The organism is Cupriavidus sp. 22TCCZM01-5 (assembly GCF_057798915.1).
The window spans coordinates 1-19339 of record NZ_JBYOJR010000062.1 but is presented as its reverse complement, the minus strand read 5'-3'; the positions used below and the strand labels follow the sequence as shown (position 1 = coordinate 19339).

Genomic DNA, 19339 nt, shown 5'->3' with positions numbered 1-19339 from the left:
GCGGATTACCCGTGTGAAAGTAGGTCATCGCCAGGCTCTTACAATGCAAAACCCCTCGACAGCATGTGCTGCGAGGGGTTTTTGCTTTGGGGCGGCGGTTCGCGCAGGTGACACCCGCGCCGCATCGGCTGACTCCCTGATGTATCTCCTTGCTTATCTCTGTCGGAAACATCGTCGAACTCACCGTCGCAAAAATAGCGTTGTAGATCAGTAATAACCTTGACTTCTCCTCACGTCATTTCTAGGTTTATCTGTACTCAACGGCGTGCGTAGCGCACCACGCTGCTGTGATAGACCATCCGGTCGGGGAGGGACGACGGTGAACCTGCACAGCAAGTCGATTCTTTGGTCGGCCGTGTTCTGCGCCGCGCTGTTCGCAAGTGGCTGCTCAAGGCCCAAGGCCGGCCACGTCCAGGACGAAGCGCAGCAGGCCGGCCGCAATGCCGAATCGTTCCGGCATGCTGCCGACGACTACTTCCACGACATGGATCGTGGCGTGTCCCTGACGAAGGAAGAGATCCAGGGCCGCAATATGTGGATCGTGTGGACCGGTGGCAACGACCGGTTCTGGGACGCGATGACGAACTACACGTTCGGCGCGTTCGACCTGCTCAAGTCGATCAGCTCCCATCCGAGCCAGGGCTATTCACGCGACAACCGCTGGGCTTATCTCGGTCTGCTCAACGAGCCATGCTTCAGCAAGCCAACCGGACCGAATCCGCAGCGCTTTGGCTTGTGGCTGGACCAGCGCAGCAAGGACTGCCCCGCGGACCCGTTCGAGAACGAGCAGGCGTACCCCGGCGTCAAGACCGGTGCGCGCGGCGCGACCTTCCCGGACGGCCAGAAGCTGCCCGTAGGTTCGTACTATGGCTATCCGACCGGCATTGTCGGGCTGCGGCTGTTCCCGAATCCCGCATTCGACGAGAAGGCGGCCAAGGCCTGGGATCCCGAGCGCTACTACACCGATCCTTCCTACTACAACCGGGCCGATCTCGTGCGGCCTTACCGCGTGGGGATGTCATGCGGGTTCTGCCACATTGGCCCGAGCCCGATCCATCCGCCAGCCGATCCCGAGCATCCGCAGTGGGCGGAGCTGAGCTCCACGGTCGGGGCGCAGTACATGTGGGTCGACCGGCTCTTCATCCACAACGCTTCAACACCCGCAGGCAAGCAGAACTTCATGTTCCAGCTGGTCCACACATTCCGGCCAGGGGCGATGGATACCTCGCTGGTCTCGACCGACAACATCAACAACCCGCGCACGATGAACGCGCTCTACGACCTGATGGCGCGGATGGGCGTGGCCAGGCGGATCGGGCAGGAAACCATCGCAGGCGGGGAGAAGAACAACAAGCAGCTGAACGATTTCGTCCAGACTGGACCGCTTTCGGAATTCTTCAAGGCGCCCGATACGGTCTGGACACCACACGTCCTCAAGGACGGCGCCGATTCCGTCGGCGTCCTCGGGGCGCTCAATCGTGTCTACCTGAACATCGGCCTGTTCAGCGAGGAATGGCTGCTGCATTTCAATCCGATCCTTGGCGGCAAGTCGATTTCGCCGATCGAGATCGCGGTAGCACAGAAGAATTCCTCGTACTGGCGCGCAACGGAGGCGGGATCGTTCAATCTGGCCGCATTCCTGCTGAAATCGACCCCGGCCGACCACCTGGCCGATGCGCCCGGCGGCAACGCCTACCTTGCCGATCCGGCCACGCCTGACGGGGGCCGCCTCTTGAACCGCGGCAAGACAGTGTTCGCCGAGACCTGCGCGCGCTGCCATTCGAGCAAGGGGCCACCACCGCCGGCGGACCTGCAGATGCGCGACTGCGGCGGCGACAAATACATCGCTTGCTTCCAGCGCTACTGGAAATGGACCCAGACCGATGAGTACAAGGCAAAGATGCGCGACATCGTCAATGCGCCGGACTTCCTTGCCAACAACTACCTGTCCAGCGATGTCCGCGTGCCGGCCACGCTGCTGCGCACGAATATCTGCAGCCCGCTGGCCACCAATGCGCTCCGCGGCAATATCTGGGACAACTTCTCGTCGCAGACCTACAAGGGCCTGCCGTCCGTGGGCACCGTGACGCTGCACGACCCGTTCACGGCCGAGCGCTGGCAGTACCGCATGCCGGCCGGCGGGCGCGGCTACACGCGTGTGCCGTCGCTGATCAGCATCTGGTCGACGGCGCCGTTCCTGCTCAACAATACGCTCGGGCCATTCAGCAGCGATCCTTCGGTCAAGAGCCGGATGCAGGTCTTCGACGCATCGATCGAACAGCTTCTCTGGCCCGAGAAGCGTGCCCATGACACTGTGCTCGGCACGAAAGTGCCGGGCGTGATCGACCGCACCACGGAGCGCAGCGAGATCAAGATTCCGGTCGGTTTTGTGCCTGACGCGCTGCGGCCCATGGAGGGCTTGCTCCACCGTTGGGTGCCCTGGCTGGTGGGCGAGGGTGGCGACGTGACCATCGGCCCGGCGCCGGCCCGGATGCCGGTGAACCTGCTGGCGAACCTGCAGCCGCTGTCGGAGACATCCGATCCGGTCGCCAAGGCGGACCACGCGGCCAAGGTGCTCAAGCTGCTGGTGAAGCTCAAGGGAGACCTTGCATCGGTACCTGAAGGCGCGACCGACGACGACCTGCGAAAGATCTATGCGGATGTGGTCAAGCCGATGCTGTCGCTCAGCAAGTGCCCGGATTTCGTGGTCAATCGCGGCCACTATTTCGGTACTGCCGAATTCAACAACCAGGACGGCCTGAGCGCCGACGAGCGATCGTTCGGCAAGGAGCCTGTGCTGAGCGATGACGATAAGCGGGCCTTGATCGCCTTCCTGAAGACGTTTTGATAATCCAAGGCCGACGACGTGGCGGAGGGCTATGTCTGGGCAAGATGAAACGGAATGGGACTACGTAGTCGTCGGATCCGGCGCTGGCGGCGGTACGCTGGCCGCGCGCCTCGCAGAGGCTGGCATGCGCGTGTGCGTGCTGGAAGCCGGTTGCGATGCGCGCGCGCATGAGATGTCATGTATGCCCGAGGATTACGACGTGCCGGGCTTTCACGCCTGCGCTAGCGAGAATCCGGCCATGGCGTGGAATTTCTTCGTGCGCCACTATGCCGATGACGCCCAGCAGCGCCGCGATCCCAAATGCGGCCCGTCCGGCGTGCTGTACCCGCGCGCGGGCACGCTTGGCGGTTGCACGGCGCATAACGCCCTGATCTTCCTGTATCCCCACGATGCGGACTGGGACTATATAGCCGACCTGACCGGCGACCCGTCCTGGACGGCGCCACGCATGCGCCGGTATGCGAAGCTCGTCGAGCGATGTCGTCACCGCCCGCTCTGGAACCTCGCGCGCCGCTTCGGCCTCGATCCGACGCTGCACGGCTGGGGCGGCTGGCTGCACACGGAACGCGCAATGCCGCTGGAAGCGCTGGCTGATGACGCGCTGGTCCGCGTCATCATCGGTTCCATGGAGCTGGCCGCGCGCAGCGTGCCCAGGCGCCTGCGCGCGTGGCTGCGGCTGATCCGCTGGCAGGGAGATCCCAATTCGCGGCTGTGGGGACGGCGCTGCTTCCACGGCGTGTGCTACACACCGCTGACCACGCAGCGCCACGCGCGCCACGGTACGCGCGAACGCTTGCTCGACGTGGCGCAACGGCATCCGGCGATGCTGCATATCGAAACGGATGCACTGGCTACGCGCGTACTGTTCGACGGCCAGGGCAACGCTTGCGGCGTGGAATACCTGAAGGGCCGGCATCTCTATCAAGCGCACGTGAAGCCGAACGAACAGCTCGGCGAGCGGTGCCTGGTCCGCGCGCGGCGCGAGGTGATCCTCGCCGGCGGCGCATTCAACACGCCGCAGTTGCTGATGCTGTCCGGTATCGGGCCAGCCGGACATCTGCGCGAACATGGCATCCCGGTGCGGGTGGACCTGCCAGGGGTCGGCCGCAATTTGCAGGACCGTTATGAGATCGGCGTCGTGAACCGGATGTCGCGCTCATGGGAGGTGCTCCAGGGCGCGAGGTTCGTGCGCGACGACGCGCCGTACCGACGCTGGTTCGATTCGCGCGACGGCGTCTACACCACGAACGGCGTGGCCACGGCGGTCATCCGCCGCTCGGGCCGGCGCATGCCCGTGCCGGACATCTTCTGCATGGCGCTGCTGGAACGCTTTGTCGGCTACTACCCGGGCTACTCCAAGGTCTTCGCGCAGAACGACAACATGCTGACGTGGGCGATCCTGAAGGCGCACACGCGCAACCGCGCCGGCATCGTGTCGTTGCGCTCGGCCGATCCACGCGACGTGCCCGATGTCGACTTCCGGTATTTCGACGGCGCCGACGACCCGAAAGGCGAGGACATGCGCGCGCTGATCGGTGCGATCCGCTTTGTGCGGGGCCTCGCGCAGCCGCTGGCGGAGCAGGGGTATATCGCGCACGAAGAACTGCCGGGCGCTCATATCCAGAGCGATGAGGACCTGGCCGGCTATATCCGCGACAACGCCTGGGGCCACCATGCATCCTGCTCGTGCCCGATCGGCGCGCGCGCGGCGGGCGGCGTGCTGGACAGCAGCTTCTGCGTGCATGGCACGCGCCGTCTGCGCGTCGTCGATGCCTCGGCGTTTCCGCGCATTCCTGGCTTCTTTCCCGTGAGCGCCATCTACATGATGGCCGAGAAGGCTGCCGAAGTACTGCTGGCCGCGGCACAGGCAACGCCGCCGCTGCCATTCGAGATAGGAGACCACCATGGCCTACGACGTGCACAAGCTGCTGCAAATGCAGCAGGCCGAACTGGATGACCTGTTCCGCGAGAGCCCCGCGGGCGATATCCCGAACGGCGAGGCGAAAGGCACCGCCATCATCTCGCCCGGTACGGTATTCAGCGAAAGCATGGCGCGCATGGTCAGCCTGTTCGCGTGGCAGGGCAAGGTATTCGATGCCAGCCGCGGCGTGCTCAAGAACCGCATCACGCCATTCGGGCTGGAGGCCATCCTGGCCAAGGTCTACAAGGCGGACAGCTGGCTTGACCACAAGGAATGCATCGTGCTCGACTACTCCGATACCTCGCTGGTGGCGCACTGGATACGCGACGAGATACGCTGCATCGCGCCAGGCGTGTACCTTGGCAAGGTGTATTGGGACAAGGCGCGCCTGATCGATTTCTGCCTGGAATTCTGATCCCGCCATGAAGCGCAGAGCGTTCGTCTTTGGCGGTATCGGTGCAATCGGCGCTTTGGTTGTCGGCTGGACCGTGCTGCCCGTGCGACAGCGGTTGGCTACGTCGGCGCCGCTGCCGACCCACGGCGCCGAAACCGCGCTGAACGGATGGGTCAAGATCGACGTGGACAACAGCGTCACCATCATGATGTGCCGCTCCGAGATGGGGCAGGGCGTGCATACCGGCCTCGCGATGATCCTGGCGGAGGAACTCGATGCCGACTGGAGCCGCGTGCGCGTGGAGAACGCGCCGCCGGACAGGATCTTCAACAACCTTCAGGTGGTCGTGGACGGACTGCCTTTTCGTCCGGACGATCATGGTCTGGTCCGCCGCATCTCGGACCAGCTCACGCGCAAGCTGATGCGCGAGATCGGCGAGATTGCCACCGGCGGGTCCTCCGGCCTGAGCGACTTGTGGATGCCCATGCGCGAGGCCGGCGCCTCGGCGCGGGCCATGCTCGTAGCCGCAGCGGCGCAGCGCTGGCGCGTGGCCGGGTCGGAGTGCCGCACCGAAGGCGGCAAGGTGCTGCATGGCTCCGGACGTTCCGTGACATTCGGCGAGCTGGTCGACGCCGCCGGGCGCCAGCCGATGCCGGACAAGGTGCGGCTCAAGGACCCGTCCGCGTTCCGCCTGGTCGGGCGGCCGCTGCACAGGCTCGATGCGGCAGCAAAGACGAACGGGTCCGCACGCTTTGGCATCGATGCCTTGCCGCAAAAGCTGCTGTACGCCAGCGTCCTCATGTGCCCGACCGTAGGCGGTCGCGTAAAGCATGCCGACGTCAGCGCCGCACTGGCGCAGCGCGGCATCGTGAAGGCGTTCGTCGTGCCGCCTTTCGACGGAGGCACTGGCGGCGTTGCGGTCGTCGCCGACAACGCTTTTCGCGCGATGCGGGCGCTGGACGCCCTGAAGGTCGACTGGGATCCCGGCCCGGCAGCAGGCGCGTCGAGTGCCAGGCTGATGGCGCGCATGGTTGCGGCACTGGATCGCAATGACGGCCACGACTACTACACGCGTGGCGATGTGGACGAGGTGCTGCGCGGCGCCGCGAAGGTGATCAGCGCCGAGTATCGGGCGCCATATCTCGCGCACGGTGCCGTCGAGCCCATCAACTGCACGGTCCAGTACGAGGACAACGCGGCAACGGTTTGGGTTTCGACACAGGTGCCCGGCATTGCACGCGCCCATGCCGCGAGTGTCCTTGGGCTGCGGCCCGAGCAGGTGGACCTGCAGGTCATGATGCTGGGCGGCGGCTTCGGCCGGCGCCTGGAGGCCGATTTTGTCTCGCAGGCCGCCGCGATCGCGCGCGAGGTCAAGGGGCGGCCGGTGCAGACCATCTGGACGCGCTCGCAGGACATGGCGCACGACTTCTACCGGCCCGCCTGCGTGGCACGGTTGCGGGCCGGCCTGGATGGCGAAGGTCGGCTGGTAGGCTGGCACGCCCGTTCGGCGGGCCAGGCCGTGGTACCGGAGATGCTGGCGCGCGACTTTGGCTTCCCTCGCATTCCGGTCGACAAGACGGTGGCGGAGGGCGCCTATGACCAGCCCTATGCGTGGCCGGCGGCCCGGGTTTCCCATACGAATGTCGAGCTGCCCATTCCGGTGGGCTTCTGGCGCTCGGTCGGCCACTCGCACCAGGCATTCTTCACGGAGTGCTTTCTCGACGAGATGGCGGCGGCCGCGCGCAAGGATCCGGTGGCGTTCCGTGCCAGCCTGCTTGGCGGGCATCCGCGGCATCTGGCTGTGCTGCAGCGCGTGGCAGCCTTGTCTGGCTGGGGCAAGCCGATCGTGCGCGCGGCGGACGGTATCGCGCGCGCACGCGGCGTGGCGTTGCACCAGTCGTACGGGAGCATCGTCGGGCAGGTCGCGGAGGTATCTGTCGCGGGGGACAGGACCATCCGCGTCCATCGCGTGTTCTGCGTGATCGATTGCGGCACGCCCGTGAATCCCAACCTGATCCGCCAACAGGCCGAGAGCGGCATTGTGTTCGGATTGTCCGCCGCGCTGTACCAGGAGATCACCTTCGTGAATGGCGTCGTGGAGCAAAAGAATTTCCATGACTTCCCGGTCGTGCGCATGGCCGATTGCCCTGCGATCCAGACCGACATCATTGCCAGTGCCGAGGCGCCCCAGGGCGCGGGAGAAGTCTGCACGCCGCCGATTGCACCGGCCGTGGCCAACGCGCTGTTTGCGCTGACCGGCCAGCGCCTGCGGGCGCTGCCGCTGAAGCTCGCCTAGTCGAGGAGGACACCCCATGGCGACCCTGAACGTAAACGGCAAGCCGGTCAGCGTGGATGCCGAACCTGACATGCCGCTGCTCTGGATCCTGCGTTGCGAACTGGCGCTGACCGGAACGAAGTACGGCTGCGGCGTGGGCATCTGCGGGGCCTGCACGCTGCATGTGGATGGCAAGGCCGAACTCGCCTGCCAGTTGCCCATGTCGAAGCTGCGCCCGGCCACGAAGATCACGACCATCGAAGGGGTGCAGGGCAAGGAAGCCGACGCCGTCAGGGCGGCGTGGCTCGATGTCGACGTGGTCCAGTGCGGCTACTGCCAGAGCGCGCAGATCATGGCCGCCTGCGCGCTGCTCAAGGCCAGGCCGAAGCCGACCGATGCGGACATCGACGCGGCGCTGGGAAATATCGTCTGCCGTTGCGGCACCTATCCGCGCATCCGCGCGGCGATCCACAAGGCGGCCGGGCAGGCGCCGTGAGCGTATGGCAGCATGGCTGCCGCGGAGCTCAGCCCGGGCTGGACTGCGCCGTCGCCGACTGTCCGGGCTTGCGCAGCATCTTGTCGACCTCGCCGGCATGCAGCTCCTCGACCTGGATCTGCTGGCGCGCATATTCTTCCAGCGCCACCGAGCGGCCTTCGACCAGCCCGAGCAGTTCGCGGTACAACTCCAGGGCCAGCATCTCCGTCGCCAGGGATTCGCGCAGGATGGAACCGATATCGAAAGTATGGCTGTCCAGCAGCTTGCCGATGCCGAGCGACGGGTAGGCGCCCAGGGTCGTGACCCATTCCCCCGCCTGGTGGGCATGCAGCAGCGATTCGTTGGCCTGCTCGCGCAGCCACGACACGATCGGGATGCGCCCAAAGCCGAACACCAGGAAGGAATAGTGCGTATAGCGCACTACACCGGCAAGTTCGGCTTCGAGTATTTGATTCAGCACGCCGACGACTTTGTCTTTATCGAGTTCCGTCATGACAATCCTCCCTGCAGCGTGGTATTGGCGGGACTTTTGCGGCAGTACCGCCGTCGGCCAAGGGCTATGGGCGGCCGCTTGGATGCTTCCGCTGGCGGGCTGTTTCATTCTAGTCGGCGGGCGTACACTGTTCGCCCTTGCTGGTTCTTGACCGGCATGCGCGCCTCGCCTGGACGCGGTGAAATGTCCGTCATGAACGTAGGCAGCAAGGAATGGGATAGGAAGTCGCCTTAGCTTTTTTCTTTTTCAGCCATGAAGTAAACCTATTTCCGCCCGGTGTGGAGAAACAGTACTCTATTCAGGGCAGTGCTTGGGCTCCAAGGCGGAGCCGCGGTTGGGAGCAAGCGATCTAATAACGAACGATCTGGGTGCATACGAACCAAGGAGGCAACACATGTCGACCGAATCGAAGTGTCCGTTCAACCACGCCGCCGGCTCGGGGCAGTCGAACCGGGACTGGTGGCCCAATCAGCTGAACCTGGGGATCCTGCGCCAGCATTCTTCCCTGGCCGATCCCATGGACAAGGGATTCAACTACGCCGAAGCATTCAAGAGTCTCGATCTTGCGGCCGTGAAGAAGGATCTCACGGCGCTGATGACCGACTCGCAAGACTGGTGGCCGGCGGACTTCGGCCACTATGGCGGTTTGTTCATCCGCATGGCCTGGCATGCTGCCGGCACGTACCGCATCGGCGACGGCCGTGGTGGTGCGGGTTCAGGGCAGCAGCGCTTTGCGCCGCTGAACAGCTGGCCTGACAACGTCAACCTGGACAAGGCGCGCCGGCTGCTTTGGCCGATCAAGCAGAAATACGGCAACAAGCTTTCGTGGGCCGACCTGATCGTGCTGACCGGCAACGTCGCACTGGAGTCGATGGGCTTCAAGACGTTCGGCTTCGGTGGCGGGCGCGAAGATGTCTATGAGCCGGACCAGGACGTCTACTGGGGCTCCGAAACCGCGTGGCTGGCCGACAAGCGCTACTCCGGCGTGCGCGACCTGGAAAACCCGTTGGCTGCCGTCCAGATGGGCCTGATCTATGTGAATCCGGAAGGCCCGAACGGCAATCCGGATCCTGCCAAGGCGGCCGTGGATATCCGCGAGACCTTTGCCCGCATGGCCATGAACGACGAGGAGACGGTCGCGCTCATCGCCGGTGGCCATACCTTCGGCAAGACCCACGGCGCCGGACCGGCGTCCCATGTGGGGCCGGAACCGGAAGCCGCCGGGCTCGAAGAACAGGGCCTGGGTTGGCGCAGCAGCTTTGGTTCCGGCAAGGCCGGCGACGCCGTCACGAGCGGTCTGGAAGTGATCTGGTCGACCACCCCAACAAAGTGGAGCAATAGCTACTTCGAGAACCTGTTCGGCTATGAATGGGAGTTGACGAAGAGCCCGGCCGGCGCGCACCAGTGGAAGCCCAAAGGCGACGCAGGCGCCAACACCGTGCCGGACCCGTTCGACCCGTCCAAGCGGCGCGGGCCGACCATGCTGACCACGGATCTTTCGCTGCGGGTTGACCCGGCTTACGAGAAGATCTCAAGGCGCTTCTACGAGAATCCGGAGCAGTTGGCCGATGCCTTCGCCCGCGCGTGGTTCAAGCTGACACACCGCGATATGGGCCCACGTGCGCGCTATCTCGGCCCCGAGGTCCCCGCCGAAGAACTGATCTGGCAGGATCCTATTCCCGCCCTCGATCACATGCTGGTCGACCATGAGGACATTACCGCCCTCAAGGGCAAGATCCTGGCGGCCGGGCTGCCAATCTCGCAACTGGTGTCGACGGCCTGGGCTTCGGCCTCGACCTTCCGCGGCTCCGACAAGCGTGGCGGCGCCAATGGCGCTCGCATCCGTCTCGCACCGCAGAAGGACTGGGAGGTGAACCAGCCGGCCCGGCTCGCGCAGGTGCTGGAGACCCTTGGGAAAATCCAGAGCGAGTTCAACAGCGCCCAGACCGGCGGCAAGAAGGTCTCGCTGGCCGACCTGATCGTGCTGGCCGGCTGCGCCGCCATCGAGCAAGCGGCGAAGCAGGGCGGCTACGACGTCAAGGTCCCGTTCACGCCGGGGCGCATGGACGCCGCGCAGGAGCAGACCGAGGTCGAGAATTTCCGGGTGCTTGAACCGATTGCCGACGGATTCCGTAACTACCTGAAGGGCACGTACGCCATCCCGGCCGAAACCTTGCTGGTCGACAAGGCGCAATTGCTGACGCTGACCGTGCCCGAGATGACGGTGCTGATAGGTGGCATGCGCGCCTTGAACACGAACTTCGGACAGACACAGCACGGTGTCCTGACCGATCGACCGGAGACGCTGACCAACGACTTTTTCATCAACCTGCTCGACATGGGCACGGAATGGAAGCCGGTGGCGGATGACAAGGACGTGTTCGAGGGCTACGACCGCGCAACGGGCAAGCTGAAGTGGACCGGAACGCGTGTCGATCTGATTTTCGGCTCCAACTCGCAGCTGCGCGCCGTGGCCGAAGTCTATGGCTGCTCGGATGCCAGGGAGAAGTTCGTCAAGGACTTTGTCGCGGCCTGGAACAAGGTGATGAACCTGGACCGTTTCGAGGTTGCCAACGGCTGAGCGTCGGCTGACGACATCGGTGTCCTGCAAAACGGCCGGTCGCAAGACTGGCCGTTTTCTTCTCTGGCGCCCTGTTTTCGCAACGGTGTTGCGCCTAAGACGAACGCCCGATGGCTGAAATCGCGATAGCGCACCATAATTGCCGTGTATATCGAATCGTCACATGCGATTTCGCAGAGGAGACTCGTATGCCGCAGGTTCCCGCTTCGGCAATGACGATCCCCCCGGGCTTGCCTGGCACAGGGGGGCGGGACGGCGCCTTGCTTTTGCGCGCCGGAGCACCGGGCCCGCACCGGAAGCCTGTTGCAACCGTCGTTCGCTCCTGACCATGTCGTCGAGGGCCCGCCTGGCTGGTCCGTTGCTGTCGGTGGCGCTGCTGCTTGGCGGCTGTGTCCGGCTGGGCCCGGACTTTCAGGCGCAACGCGAGTCGTGGACCGAATCGTGGAGCACTGCCGCGCTCGAGGAAACCACGCAGCAGCGGCAGCAACCGGACCTGCGCCAGTGGTGGCAAGTCTTTGGCGACCCCATCCTTGAAAGGCTGATTGCCGAGGCCGACGCCGGCAACGCCGGTGTCAGGATCGCGGGGCTGCGCGTGGTCGAGGCCCGGGCCCAGCTGGGCATTGCCCTGGCCGGGCGCTACCCGCAGGTCCAGCAGGCCAGCGCGGAAGCGCTCTACGTCCATAGCCGGCAATCGGCGGCCACGGTCCAGACCAGCCGCGTCTGGCAGTACAGCGCGGGGGTGGACGTTGGCTGGGAGCTGGACTTCTGGGGGCGCTTCAGCCGCGCGATCGAATCCGCGGATGCGGCCTACTTTGCCTCGCGCGCCAACCATGAGGACGTGCTGGTGCTGCTGCATGCGCAGGTGGCCCAGACTTACTTCACCTTGCGCGCGGCGCAGGCCCGCTTGCGCATTGCCCGCGAGAATGCGCGGCTGCAAAAGCGCAGCTTCGAAATCACCGAGCGGTTGTTCAAGGGGGGCGAGAGCGACGAACTCGACCTGCAGCAGGCCAAGACGCAATACCTTGGCACCCTGAGCAGCATTCCCGAGCTGGAAGGCCAGATCCTGCATGCGCGCAATGCGCTCGCGATCCTGATCGGCCGCCCGCCGGCGCCCATGCATGAACTGCTGGACCTGCCGGAGAAAGAGGGCATAGTGCCGCTCATCGACCGTGCCGTGCTGCAGGATGTCCCGGCCAGCCTGCTGCTGCGCCGCCCGGACATCCGCGCCGCCGAACTGCAGATAGCCGCGCAATCGGCGTTGATCGGCGTGGCCAAGGCCGATCTCTATCCATCCCTGACCCTGCTCGGCAGCATCGGCTGGTCGGCCAGTTCGCTGCCCGGCACACCGAACGGCTTTGTGCTGATAGCGGGGCCGAGCCTGCGCTGGAACATCTTCGATTACGGGCGCATCCGCAACAACGTGCGCATACAGGATGCCCGTTTGCAGCAGCTTATCGTGGCCTACCAGGACAGCGTGCGCCAGGCCGCGCGCGAAGCGGACGACGCCGCCAGCGGGCTGATCAAGGCGCTCGAGCGCGAGGCGATCCTGGGAGAGGCGGCAACGGCCGCCAACCGCTCGCTGACCCTGGCCAATGCCTTGTTCCGCGAGGGGTACTCGGATTTCCAGCGCGTGCTGGATGCCCAGCGCGCGCTGTTTGCCCAGCAGGATGCTTACCTCGTCAACCGCAGCACGGCCGTGGGAAATCTCATCGCCTTGTACAAGGCCCTCGGCGGCGGCTGGCAAACCGGGCAGCCGCTCATCGATGCGGCGACGCGGCAGCAGATGGAGCAGCGCACCGACTGGGGCGGACTGATCGAAGAGGCAACGAGCGAGCCAGCTGGTAAACGCTCATCCTTGCAGGGAGGCAGAACTGATGAGTGAAGCCGTTCCACCGACTCCGACACCGACTCCGACACCCACTCCGGCGCCGTCACCAGCGTCCCCGGCAGATCCCGCGCGCAAGGGCACGAGGTGGGTGGTGGCGCTGATCATGGTGAGCCTCGCGTGGTATCTGTTCGCCGACCGCTATACGCCCTACACGCAGCAGGCGCGCATACAGGCCTACGTCGTCCCGGTGGCGCCGGAGGTGTCCGGGCGCGTCACGCGTGTGCTGGTGCACAACAACCAGGACGTGCAGTCAGGCGCCGTGCTGTTCGAGGTCGATCCGCAGCAATACCGCATTGCAGCGGACCGCGCGCGCGCGGACCTGGAATCAATGCGAAGGCAGATTGGCGCGAGCACCGCGGGCATCGCGTCGGCGCAGGCCGCGCTGCGCGCGGCCCAGGCTAACGAGGTCAAGGCACGCCAGGATAGCGAACGCCTTGAGCGCCTGTACCGCGAGGATCCCGGCACCGTATCGATACGGCGGCTCGAGGTGGCGCGGGCCACCCACACGCAGGCCACCAGCCAGGTCGACGCGGCCCGCGCGGAGGTTGAGCGTGCGCGGGAGCAGCAGGGCGGCAGCGAAGAGGACAACGCCAAGATGCGCAGCTCGGCGGCCGCCCTGGAGAAAGCCGAGCTCGACCTCGCCAACGCCCAGGTGCGCGCACGCACTGCCGGCCTGATCACTGACCTGCGCACCGAAACCGGCCTGTATGCCGCCGCCGGCAATCCAGTCATGACGCTGATTGCGATCCATGACATCTGGATCAGCGCCGACCTGACGGAGAACAATCTTGGCCACGTCGAGCCGGGGACTCCGGTGGGAATCGTGCTGGACGCATTGCCTGGCAGGGTACTCGCGGGCCGCGTTCGCAGCATCGGCTACGGCGTCAGCGCTGGGCAGAGTCCGCCGCCGGGCAGCCTGCCGACCGTCCAGAACAGCCGCGACTGGCTGCGCCCGGCCCAGCGCTTTCCGGTGGTCGTCGAGATCGACAAAGGCGAACTGGCGACGCTGAAGGGCATTCGCGTGGGCGGGCAGGCCGAAGTCATGGCCTTCCCGACCGAAGGGAACCCCCTCAATCCGCTCGGCCGCTTGTTCCTGCATGCGATGAGCTGGCTGTCCTATGTCTACTGATGCTGCCGTGTCCGGCGCAATCGGTGTCCGCGGACGGCGGGCGCTGCGGCTGGCCATCGGCACCGCGCTTTGCCTGGCCACCAGCTTCGGGTTGAGTTGGCCGATTCCGATGGTCGCCCCGGTGATCGGCGCCTTCGTGCTCGCCTCGCTCGACCGGCCGCTGCCCGCCCGGGCCGGCGTGGGTCTGGCGCTGGTGGCCATGCTGGCCACCGGGAGCGGCCTGCTGATCGTCCCGTTCCTGCGCCAGTCCCCGTTCAGCGGCGTGCTGATGACAGCGCTTGGCCTGTTCCTGGCCTTTCGCCATGGCTTGCGTGGCGGCAACAGCCTGGTCGGCACCTTCCTGGCGGCCGGGCTTACCATGGTCTCGGTGGCGGGGACGGCGGATATCGGCCTGGCCCTCACCGTTGTCGCCGCTCTGGTCAAGGGCTTGCTGCTGGCGGTGGCGGTCCTGTCCCTCTGTTATGCGCTGATTCCGGAGCCGGGAGCCAGGCCGGCGCCGCGGCGCGCGCCGCCAGTCTCGCAAGGTGATGCCAACCGGATGGCCTTGCGCGCAGTGCTTGTCGTCATGCCGCCCGTCCTGCTCGCGCTTGGTGACCCGGCCGCCTATATGCCGATCCTCATGAAAGCCGTCAGCCTCGGCCGGCAAAGCTGCACCACGGCACGCGGGGCCGCGCGCGAACTGCTTGGATCCACGCTGCTCGGGGGGCTGCTGGCTATTTTGTTCTGGTGGGCCCTGGGCCTGTTCGTGCATCTGTGGATGTTTTTTCTCTGGATGCTCCTGTTTGCGCTGCTGCTGGCGCGCAAGCTCTTTGCGGGGCCGCCGGGCCGGCTATCGCCGGGCTTCTGGCTCAACACGCTGGTGACGCTGATCATCCTGCTGGGCCAGTCCGTGGAAGACAGCGCCGCGGGCAAGGATGTCTACCATGCTTTCGCCGTCCGCATGGGCCTGTTCATCGGGGTAACGCTATATGCCTGCCTGATGCTGGAACTGCTTGAGCAACGTAGCAGCGCTTCGTCCTCCGTGCTTTGATAAGGAAGTCCGCCATGCGCCTCCATTTGTTGGTCGCGGTCCCGGTCATGCTGGCCTGCCTGCTGCTTCAGGGACTGGTCGTGGCCGTGTGCCTGCGCCGCTATGCCCGCTTTCGCAATGACTGGAAGGGCGCCGAACCGCTCTGGGTGGACGTTGCCATGCTGTCGGTCGTCATGCTGGTCACGCTGTGCGGGAATTTTGCGCAGATGGCGGTCTGGGCAGGATTGTTCCTGCTGCTCGGCGAGTTCACGGATCCCTGGGTGGCCATCTATCACTCGGCGGTGAATTTTTCGACCCTGGGCTACGGCGACATTGTCATGTCCGAGCGCTGGCGCTTGCTGGGACCGATCGAGGCCGCGCACGGCATCCTGATGTTCGGCGTATCGACTGCGGTGATGACTGCCGCGGTATTGGACGTGGTCAAGAACAGCGCGGCGCGGCTAGAGCGCAAGGATGCGACCTGAAGTGGTTGTCGTCGCCTCTTGTCCAGGCAGCCGCTTGGCCGGCGGCACTGCCAGAATTTCTATCGTCCGGTTCAATCGGATCTAAAGGCGAGGCAATGGTTGCCGATAATCACTGACCTGCTGAAATCCTGAGCCTTGCTGAAGCGGCGTGTTATCGGCGCTATCCATAGATCAGGGGTTTTGTCTACCCCTCGCTCTAGTAAAGCAGGATGGTGGCGTTGTGAATATCAAAGCCGTTCCTTGTTTTCAAGCGCGATCGTTCGCGGCCGTAATAGAATTGGCTTCCCGTCGATACACTCAGGACGGCAAGTCGTGTTTCCGGACCATTAATGTTTTATTTCTACCGGGTTTCCCTGCGGTACCGCAGGCCCCGGGAATCGGCAAGGCGCAATCGCCAAACAGGCTAGGCCACAGACCACATGACGTCGTTCACGTATGATGCTGTTCAGGCAGGCAACGCGCGGGAACCGGTTCGTTCCGGCGGCGTTGCGGGAGCAGTGACTCCTGCCGGAAACAGGGATGCCTGGACGCTGCTGGAAGCATGGGGCGGATTGGCACTGCAGGTCAGCGAAGCCGGGAACATTCTGCAGGCCACGAGTGCTTCGGCGGATCTGCTCGCTTTTCCTCGTGAATATCTGCTGCATGCGTCGATCAAGGACATTATTGCCTTTGATGAACGCGAGCGTGCCGCCCATCTGCTGCAAGCCTGTTTCCAGGACGGTCTTCCCAAGCAGGCCGAGATTCGCTTTGCCAACGCGATTACGGGTACTCGCTGGATCGATCTGCGCGTTTGCCGGCATGTCAACGCGGATGGCCAGGCATCGTTACTCCTGTTTGGCGCCGATGTCACCAAATGGGCCCAGAAGCTACATCGGCTGACGGAACAATCGCTCACCGACCCGCTGACTGGTGTTGGTAACCGCGGGCTGATCCGCAACCGGGTGGAGGCTTATTTCGCGTGCGATGCCACCGAGCGCGGGCGCTTTGCCATTGCGCTGATGGACCTCGACGGATTCAAGAAGGTCAACGATTCGCTCGGCCACGAGGTTGGCGACATCCTGCTTAAAGAGCTGAGCCTGCGCCTCGCGGGTACACTGCGTTCCCGCGACACCATAGCGCGGCTTGGGGGCGACGAGTTCGTGATCCTGCTCCACGACGTGACCTCCGAGGAAACAGCGGCCGGCATGCTCGAACAGATCATGCGCGTCTGCCGGCAGCCATTCCACCTGGCCGGGTGCCAGGTTCGTGTCACGACCAGTATCGGTCTGGCATTTGCCTCGGGCGTGCGCGAGACCGAGGCACAGTTGCTGCGGCGGGCGGACCGGGCCATGTACGAGGCCAAGGCGCAGGGCAACAACCGCTATTGCCTGTATTCGCCGGAGCTGGATCGCCGGCTGAACGAGCAGTTCCGCATCGAGCAGGACCTGTTCGAGGCCGTGCTCAACGGTGAACTCTTCCTTCACTACCAGCCAATCTTCCGCGTCGGCCCGGACACCGTTTGCGCCGTGGAGGCCCTGATGCGATGGGATCATCGCAGCGGCGCCATTTCGCCGGAGGTCTTCGTGCCGCTGGCCGAGAGCAATGGGCTGATCAATCATCTCGGCGCGTGGGCGGTACGCTGCGCGTGCGCGCAACTGGCCGCATGGGATGCAAACGGGGTAGAGCTTGGCTACGTGTCCGTCAACGTGTCACCGGTGCAGTTCAGGCACCCTGGCTTTGTCGACAGCGTGCGCAGTGCCATCCGCGATACCGGCATCGACCCGCACCGGCTGGTTCTGGAGATCACCGAAGGCGCGCTGATGACCGACCCCAAAGTCGCCGGGGATCTGCTGACGGAACTGAGGGCACTGGGAATCCGCTTTGCGGTCGATGACTTTGGCACGGGCTATTCGAGCTTGTCCTATCTACGCCGGTTTCCCTTGTCGGCACTGAAGATCGACCGCAGCTTCGTGGCCGACATGGTGGATTCCCCGCACGCCCGCACCATTGTCTCCGCCGTGCTGTCGCTGGCGCGCGAACTCGGGCTGGTGGCCATTGCGGAAGGCGTCGAGACCGACGCGCAATGCGATTTGCTGGCTGCCCAGCGCTGTGAGCTGGGACAGGGCTGGCGGTTCGCCCGGGCGATGAGCCCCAATGATTTCGAGGACGCTGTCCGCGAGGGCAGGTTCCGGATCGACGCCGAGGACGCACTGTCCGCGTGATCGACACCATGACAAAGCAACAGTTCCTCGATCAACTGTGGGACCGAATGGCCCAGAAGGGCGACTTTCCGACGCTGCAGTACTGCATCGACAATGTCTTCAAGACGCTGAACAACGACATGAGCATTGGCGAAATGGCCGGTACTGTCCTGTCGGACTTCAGTCTTTCCCAGAAAGTCATCCGGCTGGCCAACTCCGCCATGTACCGTTCATTCGGCGGCGATGTCACAACCGTATCCCGCGCCATCATGGTGTTGGGCGTGGACACGATCACCCACCTGACGCTGGGCGTCCAGGTGCTCGACTTTTTCCAGGGCGTGGCGCCGAACCGCCCGCAGGCAGGCAGGGCGCTCAAGCAGGCCATCATGGCAGGCGAGATCACCCGCGCGTTGAACGATGCGCGGGGCATCCTGGGTGGGGAAGAGGGCGTCGTCTGCACGCTGATGCACCATGTCAGCCGCTTGGTCGTGATCTTCTATTTCCCGGATGAGTGGGACCGCATCGCCAAGCTGAGCGCGGATGGTGTCATGAGCGAAAGCGATGCCTGCCGCGAAGTCATCGGCATCTCGTTCGACGAAATCGCGAAAGCGGCCGCCTTCCGGTGGCGCCTGCCGACGCTGATCGCGGACGGCATGCTGGGTCGCAATCTGGGCGATGACACCGTGCTGGAATCCCACGCCGACTGGCTGGGCGCCGTAGCAAGCCTGTCATCCGGCGCAGCTGCCTCCATGCTGGCCGAACAGCCGGACGAAATTGTGCTCGGACCGCTGCTGGCACACGCACAAAGGCTCGGGCTGGAGGCGCCCCACGTCAATGCAGCGATCCAGCAGGCCGGGAAGCTGATGACAACGATGGCGCGCTCCGAGGCGCAGGAATCAGGCGTGCGCAGCGCGCCGGAAGAGGGCGGCAAGCGTGCCGATACGTTGATGCGCCTGCAGCACGCGCTCGGCGAAGTTCGGCAGGAGGGCGCAGGGATGACGGTATCCCAGCTGGCTCCGCTAGTGCTGGAGTCGGCCATGCGGGCACTGAATTTTTCGCATTGTTTCCTGATGCTGCTGCACCCGACGACCAAGCGTTTTGGCGCGCGCCTGGGCTTCGGCGATGGCATGCGGGACAAGCTCGATCAGCTGTCGTTCGAAGAAGGCTTCGTTCCCGACATGTTCCATTTCGCGATGATTGCGCCGCAACCCTTGCTGATCGAGGACCTGAGCGACAAGGCCGTATCGCATCGCGTTCCGCGCTGGTATCGCGATGCCATGCCCGACACGCGTTCGGTGCTGCTGATTCCGGTCAAGGTGCGCAACCGTTGCGTGGCCATGATCTGCGGCGACTGGGGCACAACGCGGATTGCCGGCGGGTTGACCAAGAACGAACTGGCGGCGGCAGGCGAACTGGCCGGGGAAATCGCGACTGCTGTCCTGCGGTCAGCGCCACAACGATAGTGGTGAGCTGGGAAAGCGGGCCGGAACGGTGAAACTGTGAGATGCCTACGACTGGAGGTCGGCCGTGGCTTGTTCATTGGTCAATGGGACTTTCTATAATTTAACATAACACGTATTATGCGTAGCATCGCTGTTGGCGCCAGATTCTAATGTCCGCTTATAGCCAGATTCAAATGT

13 protein-coding genes are annotated in these 19339 nt (G+C 64.6%); 12 read left to right on the top strand and 1 reads right to left on the bottom strand.

What is annotated here, in order from left to right:
- Positions 1-319: 319 nt before the first annotated feature.
- The 5 genes from AC3FNH_RS31880 to AC3FNH_RS31860 are packed head-to-tail and all read left to right on the top strand — an operon-like array spanning position 320 to position 7934.
- Entirely contained in the window at positions 320-2848 is a 2529-nt protein-coding gene (locus tag AC3FNH_RS31880; RefSeq protein WP_488722924.1) for a hypothetical protein, read from the top strand.
- 31 nt (positions 2849-2879) lie between these two features.
- Positions 2880-4805, top strand: coding sequence for a GMC family oxidoreductase (locus tag AC3FNH_RS31875; RefSeq protein WP_488722923.1), 1926 nt, complete (start codon positions 2880-2882; stop codon positions 4803-4805).
- Positions 4753-5184, top strand: coding sequence for a hypothetical protein (locus tag AC3FNH_RS31870; RefSeq protein WP_276100544.1), 432 nt, complete (start codon positions 4753-4755; stop codon positions 5182-5184). Before AC3FNH_RS31875 ends, AC3FNH_RS31870 begins: the two co-directional genes overlap by 53 nt.
- A gap of 7 nt (positions 5185-5191) precedes the next feature.
- Positions 5192-7459 carry a xanthine dehydrogenase family protein molybdopterin-binding subunit gene (locus AC3FNH_RS31865; protein WP_488722922.1) on the top strand — a complete coding sequence of 756 codons (2268 nt, stop codon included), beginning with the start codon at positions 5192-5194 and terminating at the stop codon, positions 7457-7459.
- Positions 7460-7475: 16 nt separating this feature from the next.
- Positions 7476-7934 (top strand): (2Fe-2S)-binding protein, encoded by a 459-nt coding sequence (locus tag AC3FNH_RS31860; protein ID WP_276100541.1) that lies wholly within the window; start codon positions 7476-7478, stop codon positions 7932-7934.
- A gap of 28 nt (positions 7935-7962) precedes the next feature.
- On the opposite strand, the gene AC3FNH_RS31855 is transcribed toward AC3FNH_RS31860, so the two are convergent.
- Positions 7963-8427: a ferritin-like domain-containing protein gene (locus AC3FNH_RS31855; protein WP_488722921.1), complete on the bottom strand. Its 465-nt coding sequence runs from the start codon at positions 8425-8427 to the stop codon at positions 7963-7965.
- 394 nt (positions 8428-8821) lie between these two features.
- Between AC3FNH_RS31855 and katG the strand changes: the two genes are divergently transcribed.
- From katG to AC3FNH_RS31820, 7 genes are all read left to right on the top strand, one after another.
- Positions 8822-11008, top strand: a complete 2187-nt coding sequence (gene katG, locus AC3FNH_RS31850) for a catalase/peroxidase HPI (RefSeq protein WP_488722920.1) — start codon at positions 8822-8824, stop codon at positions 11006-11008.
- A gap of 328 nt (positions 11009-11336) precedes the next feature.
- Positions 11337-12890 (top strand): TolC family protein, encoded by a 1554-nt coding sequence (locus AC3FNH_RS31845; protein WP_276100536.1) that lies wholly within the window; start codon positions 11337-11339, stop codon positions 12888-12890.
- The gene (locus AC3FNH_RS31840; RefSeq protein WP_276100535.1) at positions 12883-14025 is read left to right on the top strand and encodes an HlyD family secretion protein; all 1143 of its coding nucleotides are present in this window, start codon (positions 12883-12885) and stop codon (positions 14023-14025) included. Before AC3FNH_RS31845 ends, AC3FNH_RS31840 begins: the two co-directional genes overlap by 8 nt.
- Positions 14015-15055: a DUF2955 domain-containing protein gene (locus AC3FNH_RS31835; RefSeq protein ID WP_276100534.1), complete on the top strand. Its 1041-nt coding sequence runs from the start codon at positions 14015-14017 to the stop codon at positions 15053-15055. Before AC3FNH_RS31840 ends, AC3FNH_RS31835 begins: the two co-directional genes overlap by 11 nt.
- A gap of 14 nt (positions 15056-15069) precedes the next feature.
- The gene (locus AC3FNH_RS31830) at positions 15070-15519 is read left to right on the top strand and encodes a potassium channel family protein (RefSeq protein WP_276100533.1); all 450 of its coding nucleotides are present in this window, start codon (positions 15070-15072) and stop codon (positions 15517-15519) included.
- Between the two features lie 419 nt (positions 15520-15938).
- Positions 15939-17720, top strand: a complete 1782-nt coding sequence (locus tag AC3FNH_RS31825; RefSeq protein WP_488722919.1) for a putative bifunctional diguanylate cyclase/phosphodiesterase — start codon at positions 15939-15941, stop codon at positions 17718-17720.
- Positions 17721-17728: 8 nt separating this feature from the next.
- Positions 17729-19162 (top strand): HDOD domain-containing protein, encoded by a 1434-nt coding sequence (locus tag AC3FNH_RS31820; RefSeq protein ID WP_488722918.1) that lies wholly within the window; start codon positions 17729-17731, stop codon positions 19160-19162.
- Positions 19163-19339: the final 177 nt, after the last annotated feature.

What these genes read in the sequence shown, in the direction of transcription:
- AC3FNH_RS31875 (WP_488722923.1), top strand. Translation starts at nt 2,880, where the DNA reads ATGTCTGGGCAAGATGAAACGGAATGGGACTACGTAGTCGTCGGATCC.
- AC3FNH_RS31870 (WP_276100544.1), top strand. Translation starts at nt 4,753, where the DNA reads ATGGCCTACGACGTGCACAAGCTGCTGCAAATGCAGCAGGCCGAACTG.
- AC3FNH_RS31865 (WP_488722922.1), top strand. Translation starts at nt 5,192, where the DNA reads ATGAAGCGCAGAGCGTTCGTCTTTGGCGGTATCGGTGCAATCGGCGCT.
- AC3FNH_RS31860 (WP_276100541.1), top strand. Translation starts at nt 7,476, where the DNA reads ATGGCGACCCTGAACGTAAACGGCAAGCCGGTCAGCGTGGATGCCGAA.
- AC3FNH_RS31855 (WP_488722921.1), bottom strand. Translation starts at nt 8,427, where the DNA reads ATGACGGAACTCGATAAAGACAAAGTCGTCGGCGTGCTGAATCAAATA.
- katG (WP_488722920.1), top strand. Translation starts at nt 8,822, where the DNA reads ATGTCGACCGAATCGAAGTGTCCGTTCAACCACGCCGCCGGCTCGGGG.
- AC3FNH_RS31845 (WP_276100536.1), top strand. Translation starts at nt 11,337, where the DNA reads ATGTCGTCGAGGGCCCGCCTGGCTGGTCCGTTGCTGTCGGTGGCGCTG.
- AC3FNH_RS31840 (WP_276100535.1), top strand. Translation starts at nt 12,883, where the DNA reads ATGAGTGAAGCCGTTCCACCGACTCCGACACCGACTCCGACACCCACT.
- AC3FNH_RS31835 (WP_276100534.1), top strand. Translation starts at nt 14,015, where the DNA reads ATGTCTACTGATGCTGCCGTGTCCGGCGCAATCGGTGTCCGCGGACGG.
- AC3FNH_RS31830 (WP_276100533.1), top strand. Translation starts at nt 15,070, where the DNA reads ATGCGCCTCCATTTGTTGGTCGCGGTCCCGGTCATGCTGGCCTGCCTG.
- AC3FNH_RS31825 (WP_488722919.1), top strand. Translation starts at nt 15,939, where the DNA reads ATGACGTCGTTCACGTATGATGCTGTTCAGGCAGGCAACGCGCGGGAA.
- AC3FNH_RS31820 (WP_488722918.1), top strand. Translation starts at nt 17,729, where the DNA reads ATGACAAAGCAACAGTTCCTCGATCAACTGTGGGACCGAATGGCCCAG.